Source organism: Sinorhizobium sp. (assembly GCF_059070375.1).
This window is the reverse complement of the sequence record NZ_JCACWC010000003.1, coordinates 1481637-1495217: the sequence shown is the minus strand read 5'-3', so window position 1 is coordinate 1495217 and position 13581 is coordinate 1481637. Positions and strand designations below refer to the sequence as shown.

Annotated in this window: 14 protein-coding genes; 10 read left to right on the top strand and 4 right to left on the bottom strand. The window is 61.3% G+C overall.

Annotated elements, in window-relative coordinates; genetic code table 11:
• Window positions 1–154: 154 nt before the first annotated feature.
• The 6 genes from AC5J09_RS19245 to AC5J09_RS19220 all read left to right on the top strand — a co-directional run bounded on the left by AC5J09_RS19245 (window position 155) and on the right by AC5J09_RS19220 (window position 5637).
• Window positions 155–736 (top strand): PAS domain-containing protein, encoded by a 582-nt coding sequence (locus AC5J09_RS19245; RefSeq protein WP_494298235.1) that lies wholly within the window; start codon window positions 155–157, stop codon window positions 734–736.
• Between the two features lie 67 nt (window positions 737–803).
• Window positions 804–1412: a PilZ domain-containing protein gene (locus AC5J09_RS19240; RefSeq protein WP_018097840.1), complete on the top strand. Its 609-nt coding sequence runs from the start codon at window positions 804–806 to the stop codon at window positions 1410–1412.
• Window positions 1413–1896: 484 nt separating this feature from the next.
• Window positions 1897–2505, top strand: a complete 609-nt coding sequence (locus tag AC5J09_RS19235; protein WP_275598055.1) for a transglutaminase-like cysteine peptidase — start codon at window positions 1897–1899, stop codon at window positions 2503–2505.
• Window positions 2506–2721: 216 nt separating this feature from the next.
• Window positions 2722–3450, top strand: a complete 729-nt coding sequence (locus AC5J09_RS19230) for a hypothetical protein (RefSeq protein ID WP_494298234.1) — start codon at window positions 2722–2724, stop codon at window positions 3448–3450.
• Window positions 3451–3699: 249 nt separating this feature from the next.
• Window positions 3700–5196: an SPOR domain-containing protein gene (locus AC5J09_RS19225; RefSeq protein WP_494298232.1), complete on the top strand. Its 1497-nt coding sequence runs from the start codon at window positions 3700–3702 to the stop codon at window positions 5194–5196.
• A 171-nt stretch (window positions 5197–5367) separates the two neighbouring features.
• Window positions 5368–5637, top strand: a complete 270-nt coding sequence (locus tag AC5J09_RS19220; protein WP_100673964.1) for a hypothetical protein — start codon at window positions 5368–5370, stop codon at window positions 5635–5637.
• Window positions 5638–5871: 234 nt separating this feature from the next.
• Here AC5J09_RS19220 and AC5J09_RS19215 read toward each other — a convergent pair whose 3' ends face one another.
• Both AC5J09_RS19215 and AC5J09_RS19210 read right to left on the bottom strand, forming a co-directional pair.
• Complete coding sequence (locus AC5J09_RS19215; RefSeq protein ID WP_324763281.1) at window positions 5872–6306, bottom strand: DUF1489 family protein; 435 nt, start codon at window positions 6304–6306, stop codon at window positions 5872–5874.
• An 86-nt stretch (window positions 6307–6392) separates the two neighbouring features.
• Window positions 6393–7793, bottom strand: coding sequence for an L-serine ammonia-lyase (locus tag AC5J09_RS19210; protein WP_018097846.1), 1401 nt, complete (start codon window positions 7791–7793; stop codon window positions 6393–6395).
• 609 nt (window positions 7794–8402) lie between these two features.
• Between AC5J09_RS19210 and AC5J09_RS19205 the strand changes: the two genes are divergently transcribed.
• The 3 genes from AC5J09_RS19205 to AC5J09_RS19195 all read left to right on the top strand — a co-directional run bounded on the left by AC5J09_RS19205 (window position 8403) and on the right by AC5J09_RS19195 (window position 10769).
• On the top strand, window positions 8403–9137 hold the full coding sequence (locus tag AC5J09_RS19205; RefSeq protein WP_494298229.1) for a DUF599 domain-containing protein: 735 nt from the start codon (window positions 8403–8405) through the stop codon (window positions 9135–9137).
• A 132-nt stretch (window positions 9138–9269) separates the two neighbouring features.
• Complete coding sequence (locus tag AC5J09_RS19200; RefSeq protein WP_494298228.1) at window positions 9270–10292, top strand: heparan-alpha-glucosaminide N-acetyltransferase; 1023 nt, start codon at window positions 9270–9272, stop codon at window positions 10290–10292.
• A 3-nt stretch (window positions 10293–10295) separates the two neighbouring features.
• A complete protein-coding gene (locus tag AC5J09_RS19195) occupies window positions 10296–10769 on the top strand; it encodes a methyltransferase family protein (protein WP_100673969.1) in 474 nt (157 codons plus the stop codon).
• A gap of 166 nt (window positions 10770–10935) precedes the next feature.
• On the opposite strand, the gene AC5J09_RS19190 is transcribed toward AC5J09_RS19195, so the two are convergent.
• Both AC5J09_RS19190 and mgtE read right to left on the bottom strand, forming a co-directional pair.
• Window positions 10936–11322: a MerR family transcriptional regulator gene (locus AC5J09_RS19190; protein WP_003536722.1), complete on the bottom strand. Its 387-nt coding sequence runs from the start codon at window positions 11320–11322 to the stop codon at window positions 10936–10938.
• An 84-nt stretch (window positions 11323–11406) separates the two neighbouring features.
• The gene (mgtE, locus tag AC5J09_RS19185; protein WP_100673970.1) at window positions 11407–12828 is read right to left on the bottom strand and encodes a magnesium transporter; all 1422 of its coding nucleotides are present in this window, start codon (window positions 12826–12828) and stop codon (window positions 11407–11409) included.
• A gap of 218 nt (window positions 12829–13046) precedes the next feature.
• Between mgtE and AC5J09_RS19180 the strand changes: the two genes are divergently transcribed.
• Window positions 13047–13565, top strand: a complete 519-nt coding sequence (locus tag AC5J09_RS19180; RefSeq protein ID WP_100673971.1) for a peptide deformylase — start codon at window positions 13047–13049, stop codon at window positions 13563–13565.
• The last annotated feature ends 16 nt before the right edge of the window (window positions 13566–13581 follow it).

The following is a 13581-nucleotide window of genomic DNA, read 5'->3' as shown; positions in this document are numbered from 1 at the left end:
GCAATCGAAACCGGCCGTTAACCTTAATTTCGCGCTGGCACGAAAATCGCTCCATGCACTCAAGGACCACGCAATAGGCCGCCGGCTATCCCGATCCGGGACGGCCTGCGCCGCAACAACGACCGATCGGGCAAAAATGCGCAGCAGAACGACAATGGAACTGTTTCAATACTGGAACGAAGTTCGCGGCGACCGCGATCTCCCGCGCCGTGACGAAATCCAGCCCGCCGATATTCGTTCACTCCTGCCCAACATCTTCATCCTCCAGGCGGAGGCGGACGGCGGAATACACTTTCGTCTCGCGGGCACCCACATCTGCGGCCTGTTCGGCGATGAACTCCGCCACCGTCAATTCTCCGCCTTGTGGCTCGGCGGACAGCAGGAGGAGGCTGCCGGTATCGCCGTTGAGGTCGTGAAGCGATGCACGCCGATGCTTCTGACCGCGTCCGGCGCAACCGCAACCGGAGATCGGCTGGACGTGGAAGTTCTGCTCACCCCCCTCGCCTCTCCCGACGGTACGGGCGACCGCATACTCGGGGCGCTGTCGCCGCTGTCCCGTCCGATATGGCTGCACATGAAGCCATTGCAGCACCTTGTCCTCGACAGCCGGTGTGCCGCATTCCCCGCGTCTGAATACTCCACTGCCGGTCTGACCGCCAGCCGCATCGATGCCTGCGATCGCCCCTTCCGCGTGACGCAGCACCTGCGCATCTTCGAGGGTGGAAGACGAAACTGAGCGAACCTTCTGTTAATCGGTGCGGTCTATACTTTCGCCTGCAAACTATATCCATCATAGAGTGATCATGTTCTCCTTCCAGCATGCGCAGAACAGCGCCCCGAAACCACATCAGGAAAGTGCGTTTCAGCGCGTTTCGGTCAATCTTTCGGGACGACTGATGCTTGCCAGTCACGAGGAGTATGACTGTACCGCCTTGGAGATGTCGCCGGGCGACGTTCTCTTAACCTCCCCCGCGCGTCCGCGCGGCGGGGAGCGTATCATTGCCTATGTCGACCATGTAGGTCGCCTCGAAGGCACCGTGTCACGCGTCGCGGACGATACGTTCGTGATTCAGCTCAATGCCACGGAGCGCAAGCGCGAGAAGCTTGCGGCACAGCTGACCTGGATCGCCAACAAACACGAACTCGGTCTGCCGGAAGACCGGCGCCATGATCGGCTTGCGCCCCGCAAGACATTGACGGAACTCACCGTCGATACCGGCGAGAGATACAGCTGTCGGATCATCGACCTCTCGCTTTCCGGCGCGGCGGTCGACATCGACACGCGGCCCGCCGTAGGATCGCCGGTCAGGCTGGGCAATATGAAGGGCAGGATCGTCCGTCATTTCCAGGAAGGCGTCGCCATCGAATTCTCCGGGATACAGTCCCGCGAGGCACTGACCGAGTTTCTGTAAGCGCACCCGACGTAGCCTGGAGTAACGTCCGCAGAGGCGGCGATTGCTCGGCGGACCGCCTGGACCAGGCCTCTGCCCTCGCCAGTGCAAATCGGCTCTTCCGCGGCGGGCCGGCAACAGAAATAGCTTCTGGTAAACCGGGCGTTACTCTTCCCAGCGATCTGGCACTACTTCCCGATGGCTCCGATGGGTCATACCGTCACCGGCTGCATGGCTGGCGGGACGCGCAATCGCGGCCATGCCACATGCGCCGCGACTATGTTTTTTCATAATATTCAATGTCTTACCCGAACTTTCACCGTAGTCGCCCCCGGTGAGCGCCGACAAGCGGAATAAAAAAGCGATAAAATTTGAATCGAATTTTATTACAGTTCTCCTCAATTTTTATTCTTATGTTATTCGAGTTTGTTCTTGTTTTTACTTCCGATCTTCGCTGCCGGTAAAAAACTCTGTGCCAATGTCGAACCACAACGGGGAGACAATCATGCGCACAATCATCACCATGGCGATCGCTGCCGCAGCCCTAGCCACCGGCCTCATCACCGGGGCGGCTTACGCGGCGCCGGCGAACATGACGGTCGGCGGCGCGACCAACCCGCCGATCGGGCATTACGAATTCTGCAAGGCCAATCCCTCCGAATGCCAGGCCATCGGCAAGGATCCGGGCCCGGCGGAGCTGACGCGCGAAAGCTGGAAGAAGATCCTCGAAATCAACTACGAGGTGAATCAGGCGATCGCTCCGATGACCGACATGGAGATCCATGGTGTCGAGGAAAACTGGTCCTACCCGGACGCCGTCGGGGACTGCGAGGATTACGTGCTGCTGAAGCGCCGCAAGCTGATCGAAAGCGGCTTCTCCCCCGCCGATCTTCTGATCACCGTCGTCCTGCAGCCGAATGGCGACGGTCATGCCGTCCTGACGGTGCGCACCGATCGCGGCGACTTCGTTCTCGACAACATGCGCAGCAAGGTGCTGCTCTGGTCGGACACGGAATATACCTACCTGAAGCGGCAGTCCTCGGACCATGCAGGCCGCTGGGTGAAACTGCAGGATGGTCGCGCTCTCGCCGTCGGCAGCGTCAGCGCGCAGTAAGGACATGAGCAGGCGCAGGCCATGGCCTGCGCCTCCGATCGGCCCCCGTCGGCACCCCGCCCGCGCCCGGGCGGATTTTCCCGGGCGGCCGCCACGCTTCACCCAAAATTAACCAAGTTGGACGAGCCTTGGCCGCGAGCGAGTTCCGCGCGGCGAGGTCCATTGGCCTTCGAGTGGATAGAACGCGCCCCTGATCAGGTATCCCACGGCGCAGCCATGAACCCGCCCCACATTCCCGAACCGGAACTCCTGCCGCTCCTTTCATCCCGCTCCGTATACACAGCTGCCGCAGCCGTCGTGATCCTCCTTGCGCTGACGATCGCCCTCTCCCTTTCCGGGCGCTGGTTCGGTCGACATCTCGCCCAGGCCGGCCACACTGCGAGCCGCGAAACCTACGACATCTTTATCGGCCAGGACCATTTGCGCCTGCCCGCGAATGTCATTCGCTTCGAAAACCAACGCAACACGAGCATCGTCGAGCGCGTGGATCTCTATCTCACCTGGCCGGGGCTCGAAGGCTACAGCGAGGAGACGCGGCCATTGTTCGACGATGTCAGCCGGCCGGAAAATCTGATCTTCCTGCAGGTCGCGCAAAGTACGATGTCTCGCGACATGTCGGGGCGTCTCGCCCCCGTCTACCGCCATGTCCTGCAGCACGCGCCGCAGGCCGGCCCCGAGGGCCTCACTAGGTACGACGCAAAGCCGGATTCCAGCTATGCCGGCGAAGTCTTCTTCACCGCCGAGAGGGACGGGCGCCCTGCCTATGTGCTGCGCTGCGTGCTTCCCGAGAACCCCGCGGCATCGACCAGCGCCGATTGCCAGCGCGACGTTCACATGGGCAAGGACCTCATCGTTCTTTACCGTTTCTCCAGCAGGTTGCTGCCGCAGTGGCGTACCATCGAAGATTCGATAGAAACTTACATCAGCACACATCTCGTGCCGTGATTTTGACGAAGAGTCGTGATGCAGCCAAGGCGCCGGCTAGAACGGGATGGGGGAGTATGCGCGGGGTTTCCGGCCGAGCCTACCAAGACATCATGATCTAGTGCGGGCTGAAGGTGTCGATCCTGAACAAAACGACCGGTGGCGGGCAACCAATCGTTCATCATAAACCGATTGGTAACGCTATCCCGATACTGTCTCGGGAAAGGTCGTATCCGGAGACGGCGTCCGGACGGCACCCCTGATATGTGAATGAAGAGCAATACAGTGTCTCAATCCGTTTTTTTTGATCTCGCGAAACGCCCGTTCGGCGTCTTTTCAGAAGTTGTGGGGCGGATTTTTCTTGCCGGCCTGATCGCCGTGCTGACCTTTTCGGCGCCCGCCTTCGCAAATTCCAAATATGCCGGCATCGTCGTAGACGCGAAAACCGGCAAGGTTCTTTACGGCGAAGACGCTGATCAATTACGCTATCCGGCTTCGCTGACGAAGATGATGACGCTGTATCTGACGTTCGAGGCGCTTGAAGCCGGACGGATCAGCAAAAGCACCCCTGTTCCTTTTTCCAAAAAGGCGTCGGCCGAGCCGCCGTCGAAGCTCGGTGTGCGCGCCGGCCGATCGATCACCGTCGAGCAGGCGATCCTCTCGCTGGTGACGCGCTCCGCCAATGACGCGGCAACGGCGCTTGGCGAGCTCCTGGGCGGTTCGGAGCAGCGCTTCGCCCGGATGATGACCAACAAGGCCCGCGCGCTCGGCATGACGCGCACCACCTATCGCAACGCCCATGGCCTGCCCAATTCCGAACAACGGACGACTGCCCGCGACCAGGCCCGCCTCGGTATCGCGCTCCGGCAGCATTTTCCGCAATATTACGACTATTTCTCCACGCGCAGCTTCCGTTTCGGCAAGCAGACGATCGGCAACCACAACCGGTTGCTCGGCAACGTCCGCGGAGTAGACGGCATCAAGACCGGCTATACACGCGCATCCGGTTTCAATCTCGTGACCTCGGCCCAGCTCGACGGGCGCAGCATCGTGGCAGTCGTCATGGGCGGCACGTCCGGTGGCGCCCGCGACGCGCAGATGCGCAAGCTCGTCGCGAAATACATGCCTTCCGCATCGCGCCGCGGCAGCGGCAATCTGATCGCCGAGGTTCCGGCCGAACCCGTGACGACGGTAGCCGAAGCCGAAGTTCGGCCGGCAACCGCCGCGGCTGTCGCGTCGGCAGCGATGGACCTGCCGAATACCGGCCCGGTCCCGGATTTCCGCTACACCGGCGAAAGCGCCGGCAGCGTCACAATGGCCTATGCATCGACGAAAGCGGCCTCGGACAATCCCGTGCTTGCAGCCAAGATTGCGCCGAACACGCTCGATTCACAGAGCGCCCGACTTGCCCAGGAGCCGGAAGCCGCTGGCGACGTCGATACGCAGATCACCAATTCGGTCGCCACCGCTGAAACCGCACCTGCCGCGGCCGAAGCGCGCACCGAAGCGAATGTCGGCATGCAGGGCTGGGTCATCCAGATCGGCGCCACGCCCGACAAGACGCAGGCCATGACGCTGCTCGACAATGCCAAGGAAAAGGGCGGCAAGGCACTGCGTAACGCCACCCCCTTCACGGTCGCCTTCAGCAATGGCGGAGCTCAGCTCTACCGCGCACGCTTCGGCGGCTTCGACGACCAGGACAAGGCCGTCAACGCATGCAGGGCATTGAAGAAGAAGGGCTTCGCTTGCTGGGCGAGCCAGCAGTAAGAGACGCCATCTACTGCATGTTTCCTTTGATCCAATCCGATCCAAGGACAAAGCATGCGACAACCAAAGTGCTACAGCGACCTTTGCGCGGCTGAGACGCGCGGCGCTGCAGCGGCAGCCGGACGTTTTCCGGCTGTCCTCCTCGGATTAGTACAGCGTAACGAGGTCAGCATGGCAATGAACGAGAACGTCCCCGGCGACAGCCTGATTTCCGACCGGAAAGCAAGGTCTTCGCGCATCCGGCTGCATCCATTGCATGAGGCGGCCATGCGCATCGCCGACATCGGTCTGAACAGGTCCAAGGCAAAGACGCGCGACCTAGTGGGTATGCTCCTTACACATGGCGCGCGCGCTTGGCGTTCGACCCAGCCTCGGGCCGACATCCATCTGCATGTCGCGGCACCGGGTCGTAGTCACCCTCTCAGAATGCGCCTGCAATAAACAACGAAGGCCTGCTTCCCCCCTCGTCTCTGTGCGTGTCACAGAGATGAGAGCAGCGCCGCGGCTGCGGCGCGGGAGGCGTTTCAGCCCAAGGACTTGGTCGGCTGGATCCCTGTGACGAGCACAGGGATGGGTTCAAGCAAGCGGCGGGTATCCTATCCCGAATCTCCACGCGCCTTAAAGCACCCAGGAGAAGCGCGTAGCGGTTAGCAAGCGCCTCTTCCCGCCCGCCGGCTATAACAGCCCGAGTTCGGCAAGTTCACGCCGCAATTCGAGCGGCATCTCACCGCCATCGGCGAGCGAGGCAAGATCGCGCGGGGCTTCCTTCTCCTCGAGGTAGCGCCAGCCCTGAAAAGCCCGACGCGGCTGTGTTTCCGTCTCCATGACTTCCGGGCCGAGCAGGAGATTGCAGCGGCCGATGCCCTCGCCGTCGGTGAAGGTCTCGATGCCGATCAGCGGCTGTCGCGCCTGAACGTATCCCTTGATCACCCAATAGAGCGAACCGCCGGCGAGAAGCTCTTCCGCCCGCTTCGGGACCATCCGGGTCGTGTGGAAGGAGTGCGGCTGCTGCCCGGCTGCGATCGCCGCCAGGGCCCTGCGCGCTACCCATTCGCGCAGGTCCTCGATCGATTCGGCACCGACACAGAGTTTGATGAGATGCAAAGCCATGGCAAATCTTGAACACCCGGCCGACGGCTGCGGTCAAGCCGTCCGGGCATATTCGTCCACAGCCCCATCGGCTTCAGACTTACCGCTCAGCACTCGACCACGTTGACGGCGAGACCCCCGGTCGACGTTTCCTTATACTTCTCGTTCATGTCCGCGCCGGTCTGGCGCATCGTCTCGATACAGGCGTCGAGCGGCACGAAATGCTTGCCGTCACCCTTGAGTGCGAGCGAGGCGGCCGTAACCGCCTTGACGGCGCCGAGGGCATTGCGTTCGATGCACGGCACCTGAACGAGACCTGCGACAGGATCGCAGGTCATGCCGAGATGGTGTTCGAGCGCGATCTCGGCCGCATTCTCGATCTGCTCGGGCGTTCCGCCCATGACGGCGGCAAGACCCGCCGCGGCCATCGCCGACGCCGATCCGACTTCGCCCTGACAGCCCACCTCCGCGCCGGAAATCGAGGCGTTGTGCTTGATGATACCGCCGATCGCCGCTGCGGTCAGCAGGTAATCCCGGATGCCTTCCTGATCGGCATCGTCGTGGAAATGCAGATAGTAGCGGATCGTCGCCGGAACGACGCCGGCCGCGCCGTTGGTCGGCGAAGTCACCACCCGGCCGCCGGCAGCATTCTCCTCATTGATCGCCATCGCATAGACGCTCAACCAATCATTTGCGAGGAGAGGATTGGTCTTGTTGGAGCGCCATTCCTCCTGCAGCTTGTCGTGGATCGCCCGGGCGCGCCGGCGCACCTTCAGACCGCCCGGCATGATGCCGTCCTGGCTGAGGCCGCGGTCGATGCAACTGCTCATCGCCGTCCAGATGCGGTCGAGCCCGGCGTCGAGCTCGTCCCTCGACATGCTGCATTCCTCGTTCGCGCGCTTCATCTGGGCGATCGTCAGCCCGGAGCGCGCGGCCATGTCGAGCATCTGTTGAGCCGTGGCAAAGGGATAGGGCACCTTTACGCCGGCGGGCTTGTTCTTCTGGGCCCTCATCGCGTCCAGTTCCGTATCGGTCACCACGAAGCCGCCGCCGATCGAATAGTAGATGCGTTTCAGAAGCAGCCGGCCGTCCCGGTCGAAAGCGGAGAAGGACATGCCGTTGGCATGGCCCGGCAGCGGCGTCTTCTTGTCGAAGACCAGATCGGTTTTCGGCTGGAATATATAGCCCGGATGGCCCGGCGGGGTGATGCGGCCCGTACGCTCCACCTGCTCGATGATCCCGTCCATCCTGTCCGGCTCGACGAGATCCGGCCGCTCGCCCATCAGGCCGAGAATGACCGCCCTGCCCGTTCCATGTCCGATGCCTGTATGCGCCAGCGATCCATGGAGGCTTACCTTGATGGCGCCGACAGCCGCGTGAGACGGTCGCGGCCATTCATCCGACAGGATGAGATCGAGAAACCTGTTGGCCGCCGACATCGGCCCCATCGTGTGTGAGCTCGATGGACCGATACCGATCTTGAAAACGTCGAAGACGGAAAGAAACATGAATTGCCTGCCCAGAGCCTGACGCAACGTTGCAGCCGATGAGCTCCACATTTACGTCGATGATAGGACCGAAGCCGACCGTTTTCCTGCTCGGGCGGTGTCGATCGTTCCTAATATAGGATCGAACCCTAAGCGATCCTATGCCGACCCGTCAGGCGACCGACCGACATCGGATTCTGTTGGTGCGACATGCCACTGAAGAACAGCGCATGTGATCGGCGATCGAGAGCGGTCAAAAAAAAGCGTTGCAGCCCGTGAACTGCAACGCCTGATATTTCAATCTGTCTTCAGAAGCCGCCGAAGAGATAGGCGAGAACGAGAACGCCCCCGAAACCCGCCACGGCGCGAACCGTCACGCCCCAGCACGACTTCTCTACTGTTTTGTCCATGATGTCTCCGAATACCGAAGCCCGGTAACCATTAAGTCGTGTGGCCGTCCAATAGCGAAGAATCTGTTAACGCGCAATGGTGAAATATGGCGAAATAGTGTCAAAGCGATGCGGGACAGCTTGGACGCGGACACAAAGCCGTGTGCAAGCGGTGGAATCTCCGGCGCGCCCGCTCGGTGCTGTCGCCTCGATTTCGCCGTGAATCTTAAGACAGGCCCACATGCGTCCATCTTGCATTTTCGGATGGCCGTGCCAAAACACCGCTATGACCTCTGAAGATTACCTCGCGCTCGCCATCTTCGTCCTCCTCTGGGCCGGCTTCAGCTGGGCTTCCGACGGAGGGCGCGGCTTCGACCGCGTCAGCCTGACGCGTTTGATGAACGAGCACAGGGCGCGCTGGATCCGCAATTCGCTCAATCGCGATCTCAAGATGATCGACACGCAGATCATCTCCGGGCTGCAGGCCGGCACCGCTTTCTTCGCCTCGACGACGATCTTCGCGCTCGGCGGTTGTTTCGCATTGCTCGGCGCGACAGACCAAGTGCAGATGATCTTCAGCGACCTTCCGCAGATATTCCGAAGCGGGCGGACCGCCTTCGAACTGAAAGTCGGCGGACTGACCTGCCTCTTCGGCTATTCCTTCTTCAAGTTCGGTTGGTCATACCGGCTGTTCAACTATTGCTCGATCCTGATGGGCGGCATACCGATGACGGCGGACATGCAACGCGACCAGAAGGCGGCCGAGCGCGCCGCGGAGCGTGCGATCCGCATGAACATACTTGCGGCCAAGCACTTCAATGCGGGGCTCCGGGCGATCTTCCTGTCGATCGGCTATCTCGGCTGGTTCATCAGCCCCTATGTGTTCATGGTGCTTACCGCCCTCGTCATCTTCGTCCTCGCGCGCCGGCAGTTCTTCTCCGAAGCGCGCGCCGCGCTGATCGAGAATGCGCCATAGGCTGCAGCGATTGCACCCGGTCGGCGGTTTGCGGTAAGCAATCGAATGACTGGCGGCCCTCCTTTCAACATATTCGCGACGCGACTGAAATGAGACGCCCTCGTAGACCTCCAGCAGCAGAGCGACTCTTCGATGTCCGAATACAGCGCGACGACGACCCCTCAAGTGCAAATGCGCACGGAGGTGACCGGAACCCACCGGATGGTCCTCCTGGATGCGCTGCGCGGGCTGGCCCTCGTCGCTATGGCCCTCTATCACTTTGTGTGGGACCTCGAATTCTTCGGCTATGTCGCGGCCGGCACCGCCGGGACGGGCGGCTGGCGGATGTTTGCACGCTTGATTGCCAGCAGCTTCCTGTTTCTTGCCGGTTACAGCCTCGTGCTCGGCCAGTTCCCGAAACTCCGTCCGCGCGCTTTCATCATACGTTTCGCGAAGATCGCCGGCGCAGCCGCGCTGATCAGCATCGGGACCTGGTTCGCCTTCCCCCAGTCGTTCATCTTCTTCGGGATTCTTCACGCCATTGCCGCGGCAAGCCTCGTCGGCCTCCTGTTTCTGAAATTGCCGGCCGCCGTTTCCTTTCTTGCAGCTGCCGCGGCCTTCGCGGCGCCCCTGTATCTGCGCTCGTCGTTTTTCGACATGCCGGCGCTCTGGTGGGTCGGCCTCTCGGAAGCGATCCCGCGCTCGAATGACTACGTTCCTCTGCTTCCGTGGGTTGCCCCTTTCCTGCTCGGCCTCGGCACCGCGAAGCTGCTCCACCCGCTATTTTCCGCCCGGCGCAGCCGAAGCGCCGGGACCCGTAAGCTCCCGTGGATGACGCCTCTCGCCTTTGGCGGCCGTCACAGCCTTCTGATATATCTCATCCACCAGCCGCTACTTATCGCGGCAGTCTATCTTTTCTCTCTCGCCGTTCCCGCCCCGACGCCGGATCCGGCACAGGTCTATCTGCTGAATTGCGAACGGGCATGCAGCAATGAAAATTCCGCGATCTCCTGCAGCGCCTTTTGCGGTTGCACACTCGCCGGCTTGAAGGAACAGAACCTGTTCGACGATCTGAACCTGGGCAAGATCGACGTGAGCACGGACGAACGCATTGCGCGAATCGCGGGTCAGTGCACAATGGATGCACAATCAGGAGAGGCACAGTCGGGGGACTAGGACATGAATGCCTTTCGTGCCAAGCCGCTGAAGTTTCCATGGCCGCCTCTGCTCTATGGCGCGGCCGTTCTCACCGCGCTGGCCCTGGGCCACCTTTTCCCGATCCCGGTGGCGCACGAGCACAGCTGGATCCTCTCGCTGGTGGGCTACGGCCTTGTCGTGCTGGCGATCACCATCGATCTCTGGGCCGTCAAAACCCTCCTTGACCGCCACACAGCCGTACTTCCGAACCGGTGCGCCACCTGCCTCGTTACCTGCGGCCCATTTCGTTTCACCCGCAACCCGATCTATTTCAGCTACACGCTGGCGATGACCGGCCTCGGATTGGCGACTATCAACCCCTGGTTCTTCATCATGGCAATCGCGGCGGTCGGATTGACCACGCTTTTCGCGATCCGCAAGGAGGAGCGGCACCTGCTGTCGCGCTTCGGTTTCGAGTTCGAGCGATATTGCCGGCACACGAGCCGTTGGATTTGAGCGGAGATGGAAGAGTTTGCCCAGGGCTTTGGGCTGGCTGGACTCCTGTGACGCACACAGGAATGAGGGAGTTTTTTGGGTGCCCTACGCCAGCGCTCGCGTATGCGAGCCGCCTTTCACTGGCTGCATCGGCGTACGAAACGAATACGCAGAAAATCAGGGATCGTCAGGTGCCGACGCCGATTTCGGCAAGGCGCGTGAGGCAGGCCTCTTCGACATTGTCGAGTTCGCTAAGTGTGTCTTCGATGTCCTTGCGCTTCTGCCGCAAGTCCTCGCGCTTCTCCTCGACGCGCTTGATCAAGAGCTGCAGCTGGCCCATCTCACCCGGCGGATCCTTGTAGACCTGAATGATCTCGCGAATTTCGGCAATGGTAAAGCCAATGCGCCGGCCACGCAGGATCTCCTTTATTAGGTGCCTGTCGGCGGGGCGGAACAGACGCGTGCGGCCACGACGCTCCGGATGAATCAGACCTTCATCCTCATAGAAGCGCAGTGTCCGGGTCGAGATGCCGAATTCCCGGGTCAGCTCGGTAATGCTATAATATTTGTTCACGCAGCCATTCCATCAAAGACGCGCCTTAACTATTGTTGACTTTGACGTAAAAGTCAAACACGGCGCCCCCGCGTGCGTCGCACCTCAGCTGATGCTGAACCACCATGTGGCAATGCCGAGAAAGCTGAAGAAGCCGGTTATGTCGGTGACGGTCGTCACGAAGACGGCGGAAGAGACCGCCGGGTCGGCGCCGTATCTTTCGAGCAGAATCGGGATCAGGATGCCGGCGAGCGCGGCGGCCATCATGTTGACCAGCATCGCGGTCGCGATGATGCCGCCGAGGTCGGGATTCTGGAACCAAAGTCCCGCAACAAGCCCGATGAACGAACCGAAGATCACGCCGTTCAAAAGTCCGACGCCCGCCTCGCGGCGGATGATTCTCGGCGCGTTGTGAATATCGAGCCCCCGGGTTGCGAGCGCACGCACCGTCACGGTCATGGTTTGCGATCCGGCATTGCCGCCCATGCCTGCGACGATCGGCATCAGGACCGCAAGTGCGACAATCTGCTGGATCGTCGCATCGAACAGGCCGATGACCGAGGCAGAAACGCAAGCCGTCATCGAGTTGATGAAAAGCCAGGGAACGCGTGAGCGCGCGGCTTCCGCGACCGAGTCCGACAGTTCTTCGTCGCCGACGCCGCTCAGGCGCAGGAAATCCTCTTCCGCCTCTTCCTGGATCACGTCGACCACGTCGTCGATCGTCAGCACGCCGACGAGCCGGCCGTTTTCATCAACGACGGCGGCCGAGAGGAGGTCATACTGTTCAAAGAGTTGCGCCGCCTCCTCCTGGTCCATTTCCGCTGGCACCGAATGGCTTGTGTCACGCATGATCGCATCGATCTTTACCGAGCGCTTAGCGCGCAGCACCCGGTCCAGATCGACTGCCCCCAGCAGCTTGAAAGTCGGATCGATGACGAAGATCTGCGTGAAACTTTCGGGAAGGTCGTCGTCCTCGCGCATGTAATCGATCGTCTGGCCGACGGTCCAGAAAGGCGGCACCGCGACGAACTCGGTCTGCATGCGCCGCCCGGCGGTGCTCTCCGGATAATCGAGCGAGCGGCGCAGGCGGACGCGCTCGGTAAAGGGAAGCTTGGCGAGGATCTCGTCCTGATCCTCCTCGTCGAGATCCTCGAGAATGTAGACCGCGTCATCGGAATCCATCTCGCCGATCGCCTCGGCAATCTGCTCGTTCGGCAGATGTTCGACAATGTCGAGACGGATTCCTTCATCGACCTCGGTCAGCGCAGCCAGGTCGAAATCCTTGCCAAGCAGCAGAACCAGTGCGATACGCTGCTCCGGCTGGATCGCCTCGATCAGGTCGCCCAGTTCCGACGCATGGAGGCCGGCGACATGCTGGCGAAGGTAAATGATATCGCGATCCGCGATTGCGGCGCCGACATGCATCAGGAAATCGGAGCGTACCGAGCCGTCTTCAGCGTAGATGTCCGAGTCGCCGTGGACAGCGATTTCGTCGGAACCGCGGTCGTCGTCGCCGGTGCTGCTCATGGCCCCCTCCAGAGATTACCGCCGACCGAGCCCGCGCCGGAACGGCTCCTCTGCCCTGCTAGCGCAAAGCTCCGCCTCAGTCCACAGTCGAGACGAGATCGGCGATCCGCCTCGGAACATTTATCCAAGCTGTTGCAAAAACATAGGAAATGATGAAACGAATGTGACGATCCCACCGGGCGCCGGCCCGACCACTCACCCGAGCAGAGACATTTCTCATGGCTGTCCGACCGATCATACGCTTTCCAAGTGCGCTGCTGACGACGTCAGCCGAGCAGATCAGCCGGTTCGATGGCGCTCTCCGCCAGCTATCAGACGATCTCGTCGACACCATGCGCGCAGCCCCCGGCATAGGCATCACCGCGCCACACATCGGCATTCTGCAGCGGCTGACCGCCATCGAAGTCGACCCGCAGATAGGACCGCGCAGCTTCGTCAACCCGGAAATCGTCTGGCAGTCGAGCGAGACGGTGCGCCACAGCGAAGGCAGTGTCTCGATGCCGGGTGTCACGGAAGAAGTGGAGCGGCCGGCGCGCGTGCGCGTCAGCTTTCAAACGCTGGACGGCGAGACCCGCGAGGAAGAAGCCGAGGGATTGATGGCGGTCTGCCTGCAGCATGAGATCGACCAGCTCAACGGTATCTTCTGGATTCGACGGCTTTCCAGACTGAAGCGCGAACGCGCCGTCAAGCGGTTCGAAAAATTTAACCGAGCCGAAGCTTTTCCCGGCACGCAATGATTGCGGCACCCCTTCG

Coding starts and splice junctions, on each gene's coding strand:
- AC5J09_RS19215 (WP_324763281.1), bottom strand. CDS start 6,306: ATGGCTTTGCATCTCATCAAACTCTGTGTCGGTGCCGAATCGATCGAG.
- mgtE (WP_100673970.1), bottom strand. CDS start 12,828: ATGAGCAGCACCGGCGACGACGACCGCGGTTCCGACGAAATCGCTGTC.
- AC5J09_RS19225 (WP_494298232.1), top strand. CDS start 3,700: ATGAAGAGCAATACAGTGTCTCAATCCGTTTTTTTTGATCTCGCGAAA.
- AC5J09_RS19245 (WP_494298235.1), top strand. CDS start 155: ATGGAACTGTTTCAATACTGGAACGAAGTTCGCGGCGACCGCGATCTC.
- AC5J09_RS19180 (WP_100673971.1), top strand. CDS start 13,047: ATGGCTGTCCGACCGATCATACGCTTTCCAAGTGCGCTGCTGACGACG.
- AC5J09_RS19195 (WP_100673969.1), top strand. CDS start 10,296: ATGAATGCCTTTCGTGCCAAGCCGCTGAAGTTTCCATGGCCGCCTCTG.
- AC5J09_RS19240 (WP_018097840.1), top strand. CDS start 804: ATGTTCTCCTTCCAGCATGCGCAGAACAGCGCCCCGAAACCACATCAG.
- AC5J09_RS19220 (WP_100673964.1), top strand. CDS start 5,368: ATGGCAATGAACGAGAACGTCCCCGGCGACAGCCTGATTTCCGACCGG.
- AC5J09_RS19235 (WP_275598055.1), top strand. CDS start 1,897: ATGCGCACAATCATCACCATGGCGATCGCTGCCGCAGCCCTAGCCACC.
- AC5J09_RS19230 (WP_494298234.1), top strand. CDS start 2,722: ATGAACCCGCCCCACATTCCCGAACCGGAACTCCTGCCGCTCCTTTCA.
- AC5J09_RS19200 (WP_494298228.1), top strand. CDS start 9,270: ATGTCCGAATACAGCGCGACGACGACCCCTCAAGTGCAAATGCGCACG.
- AC5J09_RS19210 (WP_018097846.1), bottom strand. CDS start 7,793: ATGTTTCTTTCCGTCTTCGACGTTTTCAAGATCGGTATCGGTCCATCG.
- AC5J09_RS19205 (WP_494298229.1), top strand. CDS start 8,403: ATGCGTCCATCTTGCATTTTCGGATGGCCGTGCCAAAACACCGCTATG.